Source organism: Leptolyngbya sp. NK1-12 (genome assembly GCF_032598965.1).
Taxonomy (GTDB): domain Bacteria; phylum Cyanobacteriota; class Cyanobacteriia; order Elainellales; family Elainellaceae; genus Elainella.
Window position 1 is genome coordinate 5,276,526 of sequence record NZ_CP053586.1, and the last position, 18,559, is coordinate 5,295,084.

Sequence of the window (18,559 nt, forward strand, 5' to 3'; positions counted from 1 at the left end):
CAAGGGGAGATCCCCCTAAATCCCCCTTGATAAGGGGGACTTCAATCCCTGATTGGTAGGTGCTGCGCACAGGCTTCGCCTCCGATTCCCCCCTTATTTAAGGTCCGATTCCCCCCTTATTTAAGGGGGGTTAGGGGGGATCCTCGACGTGGGGACACCGTAGTGTATCAGGGAGGAATGGGGGGATCTAGGTATGGACGGAATATTTCTGATGCTCATCTACACCGAGGAGCCAATCGACGTGGTTTGGGGCAGGCACTCCTGATCGGCAGCTTCGGCAATCGCAATTGGTTTGACCTGAACGGCGCAGGCTTTTAGCTCAGGCTGGTGAGAAGCAGGGCACGATTCCGGATGGGTGAGGGCATTTACCTCGGCATCATCGGCCCAGAGCGAACCCCAGTGCATCGGCATAAATACCGTACCGGGGGCAATGGCCTGAGTTACCTTGGCTTTGAGGCGAGCCATGCCGCGACGGGAGCGCACTTCAACCCAGGTATCATCGGCAATGTGCAGCTTTTCGGCATCGCGGGGATGGATTTCCAGAAACGGATTGGGATGCATTTTTTGGGTTTTTTCCACGCGCCCGGTGCGGGTTTGGGTATGCCAGTGGCCGTAGAGTCTGCCGGTGGTCAGTACCAGCGGATAGTCAGGATCGGTGGGTTCGGCCAGCCCCTGGGAATGGTAGGCGGCAAAGCGAGCGCGGCCATCGGGAGTGTTGAACCGCAAGTCTGTGTAGAGACGGGAAGATGGGGCTTTGGAAACGTCAGACTTTCGGGAGGTTTTGCCGCTCGCTGGGGTACTTGGTTGAGCAGAAACTTCCTCCTGGGCAGGGCAGGGCCATTGCAGGGGACCTTCTCGCCGCAGCCGTTCGTGGCTGATGCCGCTCATATCGCAGGGGCGGCCCCGCGTCAGTCGGACAAACTCCGCATGCACCTCGGCTACATTGTTGAAGGCAAACTGTTTGCCAAAGCCGAGCCGCTGCCCTACTTCAGCAAAAATCACCCAATCGGGACGCGCTTCGCCGGGGGGCGTGCGGAACTGGGGACAGAGGGTGACGCGGCGTTCTGAGTTGGTCATGGTGCCGGGAGCCTCACTCCACTGAGCGGCGGGCAGCAGCACATGGGCAAAGGCGCTGGTTTCGGTCGGATAGTAGGCTTCTTGGTAAATCGTGAAGGGAGAGCGACGCAGAGCCGCCTTGGTGCGCTCCAGATCGGGCATGCTGACCACCGGATTGGTGGCGGCGATCCACAGTAGCCCAACTTCACCAGTTTCGAGGCCACGAATCATATCCCAGGCGGTACGGCCCGGTTCCGGCGCAATCTGGCCGGGTGGCAATCCCCAAAGCTGCTCGACCTCGGCGCGGTGCTGGGGCACTTTAACCGTGCGGTAGCCCGGTAACAGGTGCGACAAGCCGCCCGCTTCCCGTCCGCCCATCGCATTCGGTTGGCCGGTAAGCGAAAAGGGACCTGCACCCGGTTTACCAATATCGCCGGTCATTAGATGTAAATTGATCAGCGTCCGCACTTTGGCCGTACCTTCCGCCGACTGGTTCATGCCCATCGACCAGAGCGACAGCACCCGCTTCGACTCGCCCCAAAACCGCGCTGCTTTCTCCAGCTCATCTAGGCGAATCCCGCAGCGGCGGGCCACCAGTTCCGGCGGGTAGTGGCGGATTACCTCGGCATAGTCGGAAAAGCCGGTAGTGCATTCGTCGATAAAGGCCGTATCGAGATAGTTCCAGCGCATCAGCAGGTGGGCGATGCCGTTGAGCAAATCAATGTCGGTACCGGGTTTGATCGCCAGGTGCAGATCCGCTGCTTCCGCCGTGGGGGTTTTGCGCGGGTCCACTACAATCAGCTTGACGTTGCGGTTTTGCTTGTGGTGTTTCCGCAGCCGGTTGAAGATGATCGGATGGCATTCTGCCGTGTTGGTGCCGATCAAAAAGGCGCAGTCGGTTTGCTCCAAGTCCTCGTAGCAGCAGGGGGGACCATCGGAACCGAGGCTTTGGGTATAGCCTGCCACCGCCGATGACATGCAGAGCCGCGAATTGGCATCAAAATTGTTAGTGCCCAAGCAGCCTTTGACCAGCTTTTGGGCCACATAGTAATCTTCGGTATTAAACTGCCCAGAGCCGTACATGCAAATCGCATCAGCTCCCTGAGTCGAGATTACGGTCCGGATCCGATTGACAATCCGCTCCAACGCCTCGTCCCAACTGACGCGCCGAAAGGGTTGATCCAGCGAATCCCGCAGCATCGGGTAAAGCAACCGATCCTTATGCAGCGATTCGGCAATGGTCGCTCCTTTGACACACACCATGCCCTGACTCGATGGGTGGGCGCGATCGCCTCGCACCTGCCAGATCGGGGTACCCTGACTATCGCGGTTAACGGCTTTACCAGGCTGAGCAGGCGGTAAGACTTCTAGGCCACAACCAACGCCACAGTAGGGGCAAACAGTTCTTGTTGGTTCGGACATGATTCGATATACCAGTTTTGGATGGGTGGGAAAGGGTGGATGAGGAGTAGCTTGCTTCTGCGTGTCGCGCAGCGTCGCCGTAGACAGTAGCAGTTAGGTGGATGGGCAGGAACGATAAAGAGCTGTAATAAAGAGCTGTGTTGATTGTTTGCTTGAAAAGCAGTCTGGAAATAGCCTGGTTAATAAGGGTTGGATGCTCTCAAGAGAAGGAGGAAGAGAAGTAGTGGTATTGGCAAATAATAGTAACCGTTGGGTTGAATGCCTTCAGTATTATAGGAACTATTGAATTAAGCTGTTCCAAATCGTTTAAGAGATAGACTACAGTAATCGTTAGCGGCGGTTTAACTCCTAGAATCTCATAGTATGGGGGTAGTATGGGGGTCAAGTATCCGCATATTTTTGAATGGTTTGAATCGAATAAATTTAACTAATTTAATTGAGCCGCTTCTGAGTTAGAAAGAGTAAGAAAATCAGAGGACAGCAGGCGATCAATAGAATTCATTAACTCTTCCTATTGTTGGCCTGACCATCCTCTAATATCTACCTCATCTATCTATTCCATATTAGCTGCTCTCTTCACTCATCTATCTATTCCACATCATCGTGAGCACAGCGCCGGTAGAGGAAGTCCAGCGCATAGTTACGCAGTTCGTAATAGAGGGGAGACTCCATGACGCGGCTGCGGTTGCGGGGGCGCGGGAAGGAAATTTCTAGAATTTCGCCGACCTTGGCGGCGGGGCCATTGGTCATCATTACCAGGCGATCGGCTAGCAGCAGGGCTTCATCGATGTCGTGGGTAATCATCAGCACTGTCACCTGATGCTCGGTCCAGATCTTCAGCAGTTCCTCTTGCAGCTCTTCGCGGGTGATCGGGTCTAGGGCACCAAAGGGTTCGTCCAGAATCAGCACCTGAGGCCGCAGGGCCAGCGCTCTAGCAATGCAAACCCGTTGTTTCATGCCGCCAGAGAGTTGCTTGGGCTTTTTGTCGGCAGCTTCTGCCAAACCAACTAGGGCGAGGTGATCGCGAGCGATTGCTTCTTTTTCGGCCTTGGGTTTGTTGGGCCATACCGAATCGATGCCCAGGTAGATGTTTTCAAAAGCAGTGAACCAGGGCAACAGTGAATAGTTTTGAAACACCACCATGCGGTCGGGACCCGGCTTGACGATTGGCTCAGACTGGAGCCGCACCTGCCCTTCGGTGGGTTGCCGGAAGCCAGACACCATATCTAGCAGAGTTGACTTACCACAGCCAGAGTGACCGATGATGCAAACAAACTCACCTTCGCGAACGCTGAGGTTGACACCATCTAGAACGACGTGGGGGCCATTGGGAGTAGGGTAAACCTTGGATACATTGTCGATGACCAGAAAGGCGTCCTGGTCGAGAGGAGCGTCGTTCAGTTGAACGTTGATGTTGGATAGAGTCTGCATATGAGGTAGAAGGTCAGCGAAGAAGAATTTGTGGACTTAAGAAGAAACAGTTGGGATGAATGCAATCAGAACTAATCGGAGCTAATCAGACAGAAATCGAATAAACGAGAGAGGGATTCAGGACGGATACGGTTTCGATCAGGCCGCAACCACAATCGCTGGATGGTCGATGTCGATTTCCTCGATGCGGATTTCGCGCTTGATTCGGAGGCTGTTGAGATAGCCAATTGGGTCATCTGGATCAAAGACAGTGCCATCGAATAGGGCGAAGGGTTCGCGGTTGGGTTCTAAGTCGGGGAAATCGAGCTGGCGGGCGGCTTCACCGTAAACATCCATGCGGCGGACGCGGTCGAGAATCTCGATCCAGTTGCGCGGGAAGGGAGTGATGCCCCAGCGAGCCAGTTGGGTGAGAATCCAGAGTCCTTCGGCGCGATTCGGACAGTTGGTGATATCGATGTGGAACTGGTTGAACCGGAGCAGTTGTTCGGGTGGTTTGCCGTCCCCGCGATCGTAGGGATCGAGGAAGCCAGCGCGAATGTACTCCAGTTCGGCACCCACATACTCAGGCTTGGCAAGCAGTTCGGCAATTTGGGGCCGATTACGGCGGTCGTCGCAGTACTCGCAGGCTTCTAGGAGTGCTTTGACCAGCGCCAAGTGGGTTTGGGGATACTGATTGGCCCAGTCTTCCCGCACGCCCAGCACCTTTTCTGGGTGGCCGATCCACAGATCCAGGTCATGGGCAATCACAAAGCCGATGTTTTCCTTGATCGCATGGGTATTCCACGGCTCGCCCGCACAGAAACCATCGATGTTGCCGGCCTTGAGCGTCGCGACCATCTGCGGTGGCGGAATCACCGTCAGGTGCATATCGTGATCTGGGTCGATGTCGGCAGAGGCCAACCAATAGCGCAGGATCAGATTGTGCATCGAGGCGGGGTGTACCGTTGCCATCGTGTGCACCCGATCCGGAGCCGCGGCCAGTGCTCCCTTCAGGTCGGCCAGGTTGCGGACGCCCTCATCGTAGAGCCGTTTGCTGAGGCTAATCGCATTGCCATTGCGACTCAGCACGACCCCTGTGACAACCGGCGTTGGCGCTTTGCCACCCATGCCTAAGGTGAGAGCCAGCGGCATTCCGGCTACCATTTGGGCCGCATCCAGTCGCTTAGACGTGACGCCTTCAGCAATGGCCTTCCAGCTTGGCTCCCGCGAAAGAGTGACTTCCTCTAGGCCATGCTTCTGGAAAAAGCCCATCTCCCTCGCGACGACCAGCGGCGCACAGTCGGTAAGGGGAACAAACCCAATTTCCAGGTTGATTTTCTCCAGACCATTGCGGGCAATCGCGGCCTGCTTGACCTTGCGCTGCTTCGCTCTTTTTTGCTGGTTCAGGAAGTAGACAATCTCGCTGCGCAACGCATAGTAGTTGGGATGGTTGACCACCGCCATGCGCTCACGCGGACGCTCAAACGGTACGTCAATAATTTGGCCGATATAGGATTCGGGACCGTTGGTGAGCATGACAATCCGATCCGACAGCAGCAGGGCTTCGTCTACATCGTGCGTCACCATAATGCAGGTGAGGTGGTGCTCTTGGGCAATCTGGATTAGCTGATCCTGCAAGCCGCTGCGGGTGAGGGCATCCAGCGCCCCAAATGGTTCATCGAGCAACAGCAGCTTGGGCCGAATCGCCAGGGCGCGGGCAATCGAGACCCGCTGTTTCATCCCGCCCGACAGCTTGCCAGGGGTTTTATCCGCCGCTTGGCGCAGCTTCACCATGTCAATATGCTGTTCCACAATATCGCGCCGTTCTTGAGCAGGCAGGTGCTTCATCACCTCATCGACGGCCAAGGCAATATTTTGGCGCACCGTCAGCCAGGGCAGCAGCGAATAGTTTTGGAACACCACCATGCGGTCAGGGCCGGGTTTGGTTACCTGTCGTCCTTCTAGCAGCACGCCGCCAGCAGCAGGTTGGGCCAAGCCGGCAATAATATTGAGCAAAGTTGACTTACCGCAGCCCGAATGACCCAACAGGCTGACAAACTCGCCCTTTCGAATTTCCAGATTGATATTTTTGAGCGCAATATAGGATTGGCCGTTAGGCAGTGGAAAAACCTGATCGACGTGATCGATAACAACAAAGGCAGTCATAGGCTGGGATGAGGTGTGAAGTATGTAGGAATAGCAGAGAGATGCAGCGGTGAATCGAAGTTTTCTAGCTTCTAGTCTTCTGGAAGTACGAGTTTGCCGATAAACGTGACCAACTTATCGAGTAAAAGGCCAACCAAACCGACGTATAGAATCGCTAGAATCACTTCGCTAATTGCGCCGCTATTGTAGGCATCCCAGATAAAGAAGCCAATACCAACACCGCCCGTTAACATTTCAGCCGCAACAATAGCCAACCAAGACAAACCAATCGCGATCTTCAGACCAGTAAAAATATAGGGCACGGTAGCGGGCAGCAACACCTTAATAAAGTACTTCGGCTTAGAGAGTTGCAGCACCTTAGCCACGTTATTGTAATCTTGTGGAATATTCTGCACGCCAACGCCAGTGTTGATGATGATTGGCCAAATAGCCGTGATAAAAATCACGAAAATCGCAGCCGGTTGAGCATCGCGCATAGCTGCTAGGGAGATGGGCAACCAGGCCAGTGGCGGAATCGTGCGCAACACCTGAAAGATGGGGTCGAGGGCACGAAACATCATAGTGCTAACGCCAACCAGAATGCCTAGGGCAATTCCGACAATCGCAGCCAGGAAGTAACCAATTGCAACCCGCTTCAAGCTAGCGGCCAGTTGCCAAAATAGCCCTTGATCGGTGCCATCGCCTTGGAAGAAGGGATCAATAATCAGCGGATCCCAGGTGTCTTGCAGCACTTGGATGGGGCCGGGTAGGGTGGCATTAGGGCCGGAGCAGAGCAGTTGCCAAATTAGTAGAAAGACCGCAATGGCGACAAGCGTTGGCACAAAGTTGGTTAGAGCTTTGATGATTTTGCTGCCCCAACTGGGAGCATAGGGATTGCTGCGCGGACGAGTACTGATGTTTGTTGCCATGGGCTGGACTTCCTTCTGCGTTTGCGTGGATGAGGTAGTAGATGAAATAACAGACGGTCAAACGAAAATAGAGTGGAATTAAGCGAGTCCGCAAAGGAGAGCCGCCTCTACGGACCCAGACAAACCTAGATTTTCTTGATCTCAAGGCTCTTCAGATAGGCTTCTGGCTTCTCAGGGTCAAACTTAACGCCATCAAAGAAGGTTTCAATTCCACGAGAAGTGCTCTTGGGAATGGCAGCTTCCTGACCAATTGCCTTGGCTGCTTCGCGCCACAGATCTTCCCGGTTCACGGCTTGAATCAGCGCCTTGGTATCGGTGTCTTCTGGCAGGTAGCCCCAGCGCATATCCTCCATCAGGAACCAGAGGTCATGGCTCTGGAAGGGATAAGAGGCCGAATCATTCCAGAACTTCATCAGCAGATCGCTATTTTCCAGCGTGCGGCCATTGCCGAAGTCAAAGTTGCCCTTCGAGCGTTCCAGAATGTCCTCTACAGGCACCTTAAACCACTGGCGACCAGAGACAATCTTGCACATTTCTTCTTTGTTACCCGGATCATCGCACCAGATTTGCGCTTCCTGCACCGCCATCAGGATAGCTTTAGCGGCATTGGGGTTCTGCTCTACCCAATCGGCCCGCATGGCTAGCGCCTTTTCCGGATGGTCTTTCCAGAACTCGCCGGTAGTAATGGCTGTATAGCCAATTTTTTGGTTCACTGTTTGAGCATTCCACGGTTCACCCACACAGAAGGCTTCCATGTTGTTGACCTTGATGTTGGCCACCATTTGGGGCGGTGGAACTACAATCGTTGAGACATCTTTGTCGGGATCGATGCCGCCTGCGGCCAGCCAGTAGCGCATCCAGAGGTCATGCGTACCACCAGGGAAAGTGACCGCGCACTTCATTTCCTTGCCGCTGGACTTACCCTTAGCAAAGGCTTCCTTCAAAGGACTGCTGTCGGCGCTGACTTTCAAATCAGTGTAGGCATTTGATAGGGAAATGCCCTGCCCGTTGACATTGAGCCGCGCCAAGATATTCATCGGCACTTTGGCCCCGCCCTTGGTGATTTTGCCAGCTGCCATCAGATAGGGCATGGGTGTGAGAATGTGGGCACCATCGATGCCGCCTCCGCCCGAACCCAGTTCCAAATTGTCGCGTGTCACAGCCCAAGACGCCTGCTTCACCACTTCCACATCGGGCATGCCGTACTTGGCAAACAGCCCCTTTTCTTTAGCGATGATCAGGGGAGCCGAATCGGTGAGGGCGATGAAGCCCAGCTTAGCGGTGGTGACTTCCGGCGTATCGGCAGCGGCAACCGGGCTGGGGGCTGGAGATGAACCGCCAGCAGACTCACCCGATTTGGTTGAAGAACTGCTGCAACCATTCACAATCAACGTTGCGGCGGTGGTTGCTCCAGCAGTAATCAGGAAATTGCGTCTAGAAATTTTCGACATGGTTGGCTCTTCTCAGGGATTTTGAAAGTAAAACGGGGATCAAGATTTTGGGCCATTGAGGCACTAGGGTTAGGCACTCAGTTTCGATTGTTTAGTTTTGGGCGATCTGACTTAATCAGACATGTCTCAGTTACAACAAACGAGAAACATCTAGATACGTATCTGGCTAGGCATCGATCACGACTCGGCCAACCGGACGGGCACTGCAAGTCAGCACCCAACCTGCGGCTTGCTCGGCTTCGCTCAGCGCCTGCGGTGGTTCGGCATAGGTTACGGCTCCTTCGACCAACTTTTGTTTACAGGTGCCGCAAATCCCGGACCGACAGTTGCTGTCTAATTCCAGTCCTGCTTGTTCGGCCACGTCCAGAATTAAATCATTCGTGGTGCAGGCGATTTCCTTGCCCGACTTGGCAAACGCAACCGTTGCGGGTTGGGCCGCTGGAGCTTCTGGGGTTGTCTCTTCCTCAACGGCGGGCGTCCACTCGCCTTTGGGTTTGGCCCCAAATTGCTCGATCAGCAGATCGCGCAGCATCGGCTTCAGGTCATCACAGGCAATGCCTTTCTGCACACAGGTGCCGAGATGGGCATCTTTGCCAACCTTGCCGCCCATGTACATATCGACACCATCCACCGCCTTGCCGTTTTTGCGGGCTTTAGTGCCCATCAGGCCAATATCGGCAACTTGGGGCTGACCGCAGGAGTTGGGGCAACCCGTCCAGTGGATCCGCACCGGGCGAGTCAGTTCCACCATCTCATCGAGTGCTCTAGCAATCTCCAAGGCGCGATTTTTGGTTTCAATGATGGCAAAGTTGCAGAATTGCGCTCCCGTACAGGACACCAGCGACCGCACCAGCGGCGTCGGTTCAATCGAGAACTTTTGCAGCAGGGCTTCTTGCAGCAGGGCGTCTAGACGAGAATCAGGAACATTGGGAATGATTAGATTCTGCTCAACGGTGAGGCGCAGTTCACCATTACCGTAGACTTCAGCAATTCTGGCTAGTTCAAACATGTCTGCGGCATAGAGCCGTCCTACCGGAACATGCAGACCGACATAGTTTAGACCCGGCTGCTTCTGACGATGCACCCCGATGTGATCACGCTTTTCCCAGTCAATTTCGTCTTTCGCTGCTGCCGGACTGAGGGGACGCCCCAACTGCTTTTCCACCTCAGCTCGAAACTTGTCGAGACCCCACTCATCGATCAGCCACATCAGGCGAGCTTTCTGGCGATTCGCCCGCAGGCCGTGATCCCGATACACCACCAAAATGGCGCGGCACAGGTCTACCACGTCTTCAGGCGGCACCCAGGCGTTGAGCGGAATCGCCGCCTCACAGCGCTTAGCCGAGAAGAAGCCACCAACCACCACGTTGAACCCAAGTTGACGAGTCGGTGTGGCAGGAGCAGGCGTTGAACCGTTGGCTAACTGCGTCTGCTGGTTATAAATGGCCCAGTATCCAGCCGGCTGATCGCGCCATGAGCCAGATTCGTTAGATGGGGACGGTTGAGACGAATCAACATCATCCGCAGTATGAACTGAAGTATGATCTGACTCAATCTCGTTGAATGCGGGCACAAAGGCAATATCGTTAATTTCGGCGTGAACTGAATTATCTCGTCCACCTTCAATCGCGATATTGAACTTACGGGGCAGATTGGTAAACTCAGGATTTCCTTCACCGTTGTTGGTGATCATGTCCTGTACCTGCTGCACCAGTTCCCGCACGTCAATCAGTTCGTTGGCGTCTAGTCCTGCTACCGGCGAAGCAGTGATGTTGCGCACATTATCCATGCCAGACTGGACGCTGGTCATGCCCACTTCCTTCATCCGATTGAAGATGCTGGGAATATCCTCAATTCGGATGCCTCGAAGCTGGAGATTTTGCCGGGTTGTGATATCGGCATTGCCGTCTTCACCGTACCGCTGCACAATCTCGGCCAGAACCCGCATTTGCTGACTGGTGATAATGCCGCTGGGCATCCGCAGCCGCATCATGAACTTGCCAGGTGTAACCGGACGAAAGAAAATGCCCAACCACTTCAGCCGGTGATCGCGATCGGTGGCATCAATGGCTTCCCATCCAATCTGAGCAAAGTAATCCAGTTCATGCTTGACAGCTAAACCGTCTTTTTCGGCTTTGAACTTTTCAAACTTGTTCTGACTGGCGGCTTGATTGGTGATAACGCTGGTCACGGTTCTATCCCTCGCTGGATCAAGATTGAAGCTGCCTTGTAGGACTCATTTGCAAGACAGATTAGGAAAAAGACAGGGGTGGTTTCGTAACTTAAGTTACAAAAATTTGCAATTTATGTTCTTTCTGCATTTTGATCATGCAATTGCTGCATTTAGAGCTGGTTTCGTAGCTGTTTTTACAAAACTGAATTGGTATCAGCTAACGCTTCGAAGCAAGCGGTTTCTATCATCGGAATCGCTGATCGCTAAGATAAAAAATTGCTATCTTTGGCGTTAATTGCTCAGATTAAAACCGGATTCAGGTTCAAAGCAGCAGCAAATGCTACCGATTTGAGGAAAGGAATCGTTAGATTGAATCGAGCTAAATTCTGCCATTGGTTTTTCTCGATATTTGAATCGAGTTTTGCACTAGCCTGGACTAACTTCTGGCTCGTCTCTGACTTAAACTGGGCATAAAACTGTTAAAAATTCCTGCCCAATTTGACCCGCTTTACCGCTACCCTTCGTCTCCAGTTCGGTTTGCCAATCCAGCTAATGCGAGTTAGATGTAGAAATATGGCTGGATAACCAACTAATTTCTGTAGTTAGATTAGCGATTTTCCGAATGCAAATTGGAAAAAATTATTAAAAATAGTTTTGCGTCTCAGCAGCTCTCAGCAAACTATGGCTGTTTCGGCTAAATTTTATCGAAATAGCTCGAAGGCACTGCAACTCAATTCTCTCAACCGAAATAGCTCCGGTCTGGGAAACTTGTAGATAAAATGCTCTGCTGCACAGATTGAATTCGGATAGTGCTGCTTTTCGCTTCAGCAAAATAGGCCAAGCTGAAATAGGGAAATTTCGTATCTAAAACTACCGAATATTAACAACTATGAACATCTTGACGTTTCAATATGCAAAAACTGCATAAAATCCTCGCTTTTCACTCAAGCTTGTCTGACTTGGGGTGGTTTTAGAGATCAGATCAAAGTAGACTCAGCTGTGAGTAGACCTCTGCAACTGGGTGTAGCGTCATGCAGCTTCATGCAGCAGTGGCAGCATATGGATGCCCCATAAATGCCCGGTAGACAGGCCCGATAAATGCCCGATTAGATACCCAATAGACGCCCAATTTTCTTCGGACTGGCCTCTGATTAATTCCACATCGATGAATAAACTAACGCATCTAGACAAACCAGCGAACACAGCCGCGGATATGCCATCAGATATCCCTGCAAGCATTGAATGTTCGGCATCGCTGACAGCCGTGTTGCATAGCCTACAAACCGGAGATTTTCAAAGTCGTTGGGAGGCTGCTAAACTAATTCCGACCTTTGGAGAAGCGGCGATTCTGCCTTTACTAGAATTGCTGCAACAGGTCCAAGCAGGGGGTGATTCTTCCGATGATGACGACGATGATGACGATGACGATTGGCAATTGCTTTGGTTTATCGCTCGGATCCTAGGACAGTTTCAGCATCCGTTGGCTATTAGTGCCTTGGTTGAAATTTTGTTCACAACTGATGACACCGAAACGCTGACGATGGCGGCGATGACCTTGGCCACAATTGGACCGGCGGCGATCTCACCCCTGAGCGAGCTACTGGCTCGTCCTTCTAGTCGCTTGATTGTGGTGCAGGCGTTGGCTCAAATCCAGCATCCAAATGTCATTCCTGCCTTACTCAGTGTGATGGAGGATGCCAACCCGCAGGTGCGGGCAGCAGCCATGGAAGCACTGAGTCACTTTCGCAGTTCGGCGATCACAGCCATGCTAGTGGCGGCCTTACGCGATCCGAATGTGCCCGTGCGACGTGCTGCCGTCGTTGCCTTGGGCATTCAGGCTGAGACAGACTCGCCAGTTGAGTTAGTCGAGCATTTAACTCCGCTGCTGTGGGACCTGAATCTGGACGTCTGTCGGCAAACGGCAATCGCGCTGGGACGAATCGGCACAGAAGCGGCAATTCATGTGTTGGATCGGGTCTTGCAGTCGCCCCATACCCCAGTTGAACTGCAAATGGAAGTAGCGCGTGCCTTGGCCTGGATCGATTCGGCCTTAGCCTTGCAGCCACTGAAGACTTACCTAATCCAAACTGCAGCTTCTGGCTCAGATTCGCTGATTTTGGCTCAAGAAATTGTGGCGGTTTTAGGGCGAGTGGAATCAACTGAGTCGCGCTCGATGGCGTTGGAAATTCTGCTGAGTCTACTTCATACCACTCATCCAATCTCCCAAACTCCCTCCGGCAAGCAGCAAATTGCCCTCAGTTTAGGTCAGCTCCAGGATGCTAGCGCTATTGATGCTTTGATTTCCATGCTGAGTGATGCCAACGCGAGCGTGCAGTTTCATGTGATTGCGGCGCTGAAGCAACTTGCCGCGCACGGAGCCTATGACCGTCTGCAAACCTTACTAGCTTCAGATGCAGTGCCCCCTGACCTGAACGCTGGCATTGCTAATGCGCTACGAGAATGGCAGATTCATACGGGGTTGTAGGGTGGTGAATGGATTGGGGAGCCAGGAGCACTGCTGTGGGATAAGTGGATTAAGCTAGCGAAAGTAGATTCCAAAAGTAGATTCCAACAGCCTGGGTGAGAAGACACGATGCCAACTCCAGCTACCTCAATGGATGGTCCTTCTACTGACAGCTTTGCGATCGAGCAGTTCGTGACCCGACTGTTTGCGGTAAAGCATTGGCGCTTGGCGATGGGGTTACAGCCGCTGCGGTTGGAGGATTGGATTGAACTTGGCCCAGATTGGGCAGAGCAGTTACAGCAAAAAGATGAACTGCTGACTCAGTGCTATTCGGAGGTGTTTGCTAGCCTACCGGGCAGTGAAGCAGCTCAGCAAGAAGTTTTGGATTTACTGGTAACGCATTTGCTTCAATATTTTCCGCAACATTATCAGCAACAAGACGATTGGCTGATTAATACCTCCACAGGACAACGCTGGCGCTGCTCTGAGTTTGCAGATCAGCCCCTGGATTTAGCTGGTAGGCTGGTGCAGGAAGATCTCTGTTTGCTGTTGCCGAGTGAAGCAGGTTACCAGTTGGCCGCCGCCTCAGTTTGCTTTCCCTCGCGCTGGTCGATGCCCGAAAAACTAGGCTGCCCAGTAGCTGAAATTCACCAGCCCGTTCCCGGTTATGATCGCAAGTTGGCGCGCCCAGTTAACCAGGTTTTTCAGCGGCTTCAACCTGCTTATCCTGGCTATCGCTTCAACTGGAGTATCGTCGATTCACCAGCTTTGTTCTTACCTCCTACCATTCATTCAACCGAAAATTCTGCTTTGATTCATCCGACTATTACTGCTGAAAATGCTGGTGAGCAGCTTTGGTTGCGCATAGAGCGCCAAACCCTACGTCGCTTATCGGTCAGCGATGGCATTCTATTTACAATTCACACCTCTATTTATCCATTGGTTGAAATCGTTGCCTATCCGACTGTGGCAGGTAATTTGGCCGCTATACTTCGGCAAATGCCATCAGAGATGCAGCAATATAAGAGCATTTTGCCATTTCGGGATGTCCTGTTAAATTATCTAGAATCGATTAGCTTCTAATTGAGTAGACATGTTCTGACCGACAATAGAGAATAGACTCCTGCTTTCAATCAACTTCGATAGGGTTTGATAGACGTTGCATGAATCTTGACGCCAGACAATATGCACCCGCCACAGAGCGCAACCGCGAGCCGATCCTAAATGTGCTGCTCCAGGTGTTACCGCCAGCTACTGTGCCAGCCACCGTGCTAGAAATTGCCAGCGGCACCGGCGAACATGCGGTCTTTTTTGCCCCTCGCTTCGCTCCTCGCAATTGGATTACCTCAGACCCCAACCCAGAGGCACGAGCCAGCATTGCCGCATGGCAGAACCATTTTCCAGCGCCTCACCTGTTTGGGCCAATTGCGCTCGATGTGCATGACGCAGTTTGGAGCGTCGAGCAGCCCAACTTACCAGAGCCACTGGCTAACCTTGACCTCAACCGAGCACCTATCCGAGCAATTGTTGCAATCAATATGATTCACATCGCGCCTTGGTCCGCCTGTTTAGGCTTGATGGCTGGTGCCCAGCGGATTCTGCCAGCGGGCGGCATTCTCTATCTGTATGGCCCGTTCATGCAAAGCGGTGAACATACAGCTCCCAGCAACGCGGCCTTTGACCAAAGCCTACGAGCGCGAAATCCACAATGGGGTGTGCGCAACCTAGAAGATGTGATTGCCGTTGCCGAAGACCATCAGCTTGCGTTCGTCCAAACCTACGCGATGCCGGCCAATAATCTTTCGGTAGTGTTTCAACGGCAGTTGACAGCCTGGGGCTGAATTACCGAAAATTATCTGATTAATAATAATTCTCATTGCTAAACGCAAGGAACACTACCGTGGTCAGTCGGGCTTGGATCGTGGGGTTGTTGGGAAGCGGGTGCTTGTTGGGTCAAGAATTGTTGAATCAGGAGCTAGCCGCAGCGCGTCCGGCTGCTGTGTTTGGGCCTTACATCTATCAGATTCGGCAGGAGTTGCCGCCCAGCTATGAAATGCGATTGCCAGCAGAGGTGATCTTGACGGCAGGCCCGGGACTAGATCCGGAGGAATTGATCATTAAACTGCTGCCCTCTTCTAATCCAGGTCGGTTGACCGTCGGGCTATTTACCTGTGAGCGCAGTCCCTTTCCGTGTCTGGTCGGCGGATTTTCGGTCGAGGCGAATCGTTCGCTCAGCGCCCAGCGGGAACTGCAACGCCATCAAACTCAGGGCAATCCGATTACCCTAGCCCAAGGCGTGCGGGGCTATCTGCGGGAAGGGCCGTCGCTCAGACCCGTTTCCGAGTTTTCTTCGCTGATGTGGGAGCAGGGCGGCATGATTTACACCATCAGCTTTCTGGCGGCTGAGCGGGAAAATATCCTAACGATGGGCCGCTCGATGGCCAATCAACCGCCGCTGCGTTCGGTGCAACCTCCCAATTCGTCACCAAATGAGTAATAATTCTTAGTGGACTTGTTTCACATTTCTTTAATTGTTCGCATTCAGTGCTAATCTGAATAGTGGCATTTTTAAGCGTGCAAGTATTTGACAAGTATTTGAAAAGCTGATCACACATAGGCGCAAGCATGGTCACCACAGCAGAAAAAACCAACATTGGCTATATCAGTCAGGTCATTGGTCCCGTTGTCGATGTTCGATTCCCAGCGGGACAGATGCCCAAGATCTACAATGCTCTTTCCATTAAGGGCACGAACTCGGCAGGGCAAGAAGTTTCCGTTATCTGTGAAGTACAGCAGCTTCTGGGCGACAACCAGGTGCGGTCGGTGGCAATGAGTTCCACAGACGGTCTGGTGCGCGGCATGGAAGTGGTTGATACGGGTGCTCCGATTAGCGTTCCGGTCGGTACCGCTACCCTGGGCCGCATCTTCAACGTTTTGGGTGAGCCGGTCGATAACAAAGGTCCGGTAGACACTAGCGAAACCTCGCCGATTCACCGGCCTGCACCCAAACTGACCGAACTGGAAACCAAACCATCGGTATTTGAGACCGGCATCAAGGTGATTGACCTGCTGACGCCCTATCGTCGTGGCGGCAAGATTGGCTTGTTCGGCGGTGCGGGCGTCGGCAAGACCGTAATTATGATGGAACTGATCAACAACATCGCCACCCAGCACGGCGGTGTATCGGTGTTTGGCGGTGTGGGCGAACGGACCCGCGAAGGCAACGACCTCTACAATGAAATGATCGAGTCGGGCGTAATCGACAAAGACAACCCGGCCAACTCCAAGATCGCGCTGGTCTACGGTCAGATGAACGAACCGCCCGGAGCCAGAATGCGGGTCGGTCTGTCGGCGCTGACCATGGCTGAATACTTCCGCGATGTCAACAAGCAAGACGTGCTGCTGTTCATCGACAATATCTTCCGGTTTGTACAAGCCGGTTCTGAAGTGTCCGCGCTACTGGGCCGGATGCCGTCTGCGGTCGGATACCAGCCTACCCTCGGTACCGACGTGGGCGATCTGCAAGAGCGGATTACCTCGACCACCGAAGGTTCGATTACCTCGATTCAGGCTGTTTATGTGCCAGCCGATGACTTGACCGACCCCGCTCCCGCCACCACCTTTGCCCACCTGGACGGAACCACCGTACTCTCGCGTGGTCTAGCCTCTAAGGGCATCTATCCAGCCGTGGACCCGCTGGATTCGACTTCAACCATGTTGCAGCCCAGCGTGGTTGGTGATGAGCACTATGGCACAGCACGAGCGGTGCAGGCGACGCTACAGCGCTACAAAGAACTGCAAGACATCATTGCTATTCTTGGCCTCGACGAGTTGTCGGAAGATGACCGTCTCACCGTGGCACGGGCGCGGAAAATTGAGCGCTTCCTGTCTCAACCCTTCTTTGTGGCCGAAGTCTTTACTGGCTCTCCGGGCAAATATGTGCCGCTGGAAAAAACCATCAAAGGCTTCCAGATGATTCTGTCGGGTGACCTCGATGAACTGCCAGAGCAAGCCTTCTATATGGTAGGCGACATCGATGAAGCCATTGCCAAGGGTGAAAAACTGAAGGCAGAAGGGAAATAAATAAGTTTTGAATATTGAGTTTTGAGTTTTGAGTTGGAACTGATTGTAGGGCTGTTCTGAGAGGCTGTCCTAACTAGAGGATGGCTTCAGAGGAAGTGAGCAGAATTTACAGCACTCAAGCTAGTTCCAATCGTTCAAAACTCAGAACTCAAAGCTTAAAACTTAAAACTTGGAGAGAAACTATGCCATTAACAGTTCGTGTTGTTGCTCCTGACAAAACGGTTTGGGATGCAGCAGCTGAAGAAGTGATATTGCCCAGTACGACAGGTCAGTTAGGGGTGCTACCGGGTCACGCACCGCTCTTGACTGCTCTGGATGTCGGCGTCATGCGCGTCCGGGCAAATCGGGAATGGTTGGCAATTGCCCTGATGGGCGGCTTTGCTGAAGTAGAAAACGACGAAGTCACCATTCTGGTGAATGCCGCAGAACGAGGCGATGCCATCAACCTAGAAGAAGCACGTACTGCTTACACCGAAGCTATGCGTAAGTTCGATCAGGTCGAGAGTGGCGATAATCGTCAGGCCAAACTTCAGGCTGAACGATCAATGCGGCGTGCTCGTGCCCGGTTCCAGGCGGCTGGAGGCATGGTGCAGGTTTAGGTTTGAAAACCAAATCGCCTGCATTTTGCTTGCAGGAATTCTGTGAATACAGCGGACAAATGCAAATACAGTGAAACCCAACGGCTGATGAGTCAACTGTTGGGTTTTGCACTTTAATTGTGGAACATATAGAGATTCTCAGTAGATCAAAAATCCTGTTGAGATCCCCCCTAGCCCCCCTTACAGAAGGGGGGAACCATAGGCGAAGCCTGTGCGCAGCACATAACCAATAATAGTTTGACGTCCCCCTTATTCTACGCCGAAGGCGCATTCCCGTAGGGGCTTAGGCGGATTTGGCTACGCACATGCTGCGCGAACAAACCCATTACCCGCGCCCGCGTCTCGCTGGCACTACGGATCGTCAAAGTGAACAATCTAACAGAGTATCCACTCGCTTGACCTATTCCTAGCAGCTAAAGCCAATTCTGGCTCCTGCCTCCTGACTTCTTACTGCTCCCCTTCTGGGTTGCTGCTAGACGCGGTATCTACCCCGCTCGTTGCATCAGCCGGACGAATTGCGACAATTTTGCCGCCCATGCGCGTAATCCGCTGCATTTCCTGATTCATGCGATTGTAAGGCACTTGAATAAAAATACTGCTGCTGGTACGCATTGCATAGTTATTTTTATCGGTTTGATCGTTTTGGCGTAAGCCAGTTACCTCATAGACAAAAACGCGATTTTCAGCTGACGAGGAAGACGGGTTTGTTAATACGGATTGTCCCAACATGGTGATCAGTCTCCATCAAGAATTCATCCAGGTTGATACGAAATTGGCGTTGCTGGCAGGAGATTGGAACTGTGGGGTCACGAGCAAGATACCCTTAT

13 protein-coding genes are annotated in these 18,559 nt (G+C 52.9%); 6 read left to right on the forward strand and 7 right to left on the reverse strand.

Annotated features, from left to right (window positions below; translation table 11 throughout):
- Positions 1 to 219 precede the first annotated feature (219 nt).
- The 6 genes from HJG54_RS22365 to HJG54_RS22390 form a co-directional block, all read right to left on the reverse strand.
- Positions 220 to 2,478: a molybdopterin oxidoreductase family protein gene (locus HJG54_RS22365; protein WP_316431473.1), complete on the reverse strand. Its 2,259-nt coding sequence runs from the start codon at positions 2,476 to 2,478 to the stop codon at positions 220 to 222.
- Positions 2,479 to 3,066: 588 nt separating this feature from the next.
- Positions 3,067 to 3,909: a nitrate ABC transporter ATP-binding protein gene (locus tag HJG54_RS22370; RefSeq protein WP_316431474.1), complete on the reverse strand. Its 843-nt coding sequence runs from the start codon at positions 3,907 to 3,909 to the stop codon at positions 3,067 to 3,069.
- 138 nt (positions 3,910 to 4,047) lie between these two features.
- A complete protein-coding gene (locus HJG54_RS22375; protein WP_316431475.1) occupies positions 4,048 to 6,054 on the reverse strand; it encodes a nitrate ABC transporter ATP-binding protein in 2,007 nt (668 codons plus the stop codon).
- A 71-nt stretch (positions 6,055 to 6,125) separates the two neighbouring features.
- Entirely contained in the window at positions 6,126 to 6,962 is an 837-nt protein-coding gene (gene ntrB / locus HJG54_RS22380) for a nitrate ABC transporter permease (RefSeq protein WP_316431476.1), read from the reverse strand.
- A 125-nt stretch (positions 6,963 to 7,087) separates the two neighbouring features.
- Positions 7,088 to 8,413 carry a CmpA/NrtA family ABC transporter substrate-binding protein gene (locus HJG54_RS22385; protein ID WP_316431477.1) on the reverse strand — a complete coding sequence of 442 codons (1,326 nt, stop codon included), beginning with the start codon at positions 8,411 to 8,413 and terminating at the stop codon, positions 7,088 to 7,090.
- A gap of 166 nt (positions 8,414 to 8,579) precedes the next feature.
- Positions 8,580 to 10,604, reverse strand: coding sequence for a 2Fe-2S iron-sulfur cluster-binding protein (locus HJG54_RS22390; protein ID WP_316431478.1), 2,025 nt, complete (start codon positions 10,602 to 10,604; stop codon positions 8,580 to 8,582).
- Positions 10,605 to 11,751: 1,147 nt separating this feature from the next.
- Here HJG54_RS22390 and HJG54_RS22395 point away from each other — a divergent pair.
- The 6 genes from HJG54_RS22395 (at position 11,752) to atpC (ending at position 17,732) form a co-directional block, all read left to right on the forward strand.
- A complete protein-coding gene (locus HJG54_RS22395) occupies positions 11,752 to 13,071 on the forward strand; it encodes a HEAT repeat domain-containing protein (protein WP_316431479.1) in 1,320 nt (439 codons plus the stop codon).
- A gap of 108 nt (positions 13,072 to 13,179) precedes the next feature.
- Positions 13,180 to 14,133, forward strand: coding sequence for a DUF3445 domain-containing protein (locus HJG54_RS22400; protein ID WP_316431480.1), 954 nt, complete (start codon positions 13,180 to 13,182; stop codon positions 14,131 to 14,133).
- Positions 14,134 to 14,213: 80 nt separating this feature from the next.
- On the forward strand, positions 14,214 to 14,891 hold the full coding sequence (locus tag HJG54_RS22405) for a DUF938 domain-containing protein (RefSeq protein ID WP_316431481.1): 678 nt from the start codon (positions 14,214 to 14,216) through the stop codon (positions 14,889 to 14,891).
- Between the two features lie 59 nt (positions 14,892 to 14,950).
- The gene (locus HJG54_RS22410; RefSeq protein ID WP_316431482.1) at positions 14,951 to 15,547 is read left to right on the forward strand and encodes a hypothetical protein; all 597 of its coding nucleotides are present in this window, start codon (positions 14,951 to 14,953) and stop codon (positions 15,545 to 15,547) included.
- Positions 15,548 to 15,675: 128 nt separating this feature from the next.
- Positions 15,676 to 17,133: a F0F1 ATP synthase subunit beta gene (gene atpD / locus HJG54_RS22415; protein ID WP_035998675.1), complete on the forward strand. Its 1,458-nt coding sequence runs from the start codon at positions 15,676 to 15,678 to the stop codon at positions 17,131 to 17,133.
- 182 nt (positions 17,134 to 17,315) lie between these two features.
- Positions 17,316 to 17,732, forward strand: coding sequence for an ATP synthase F1 subunit epsilon (gene atpC, locus HJG54_RS22420; RefSeq protein ID WP_035998678.1), 417 nt, complete (start codon positions 17,316 to 17,318; stop codon positions 17,730 to 17,732).
- Between the two features lie 447 nt (positions 17,733 to 18,179).
- Here atpC and HJG54_RS22425 read toward each other — a convergent pair whose 3' ends face one another.
- Positions 18,180 to 18,461: a phycobilisome linker polypeptide gene (locus HJG54_RS22425; RefSeq protein ID WP_035998680.1), complete on the reverse strand. Its 282-nt coding sequence runs from the start codon at positions 18,459 to 18,461 to the stop codon at positions 18,180 to 18,182.
- Positions 18,462 to 18,559 lie beyond the last annotated feature (98 nt).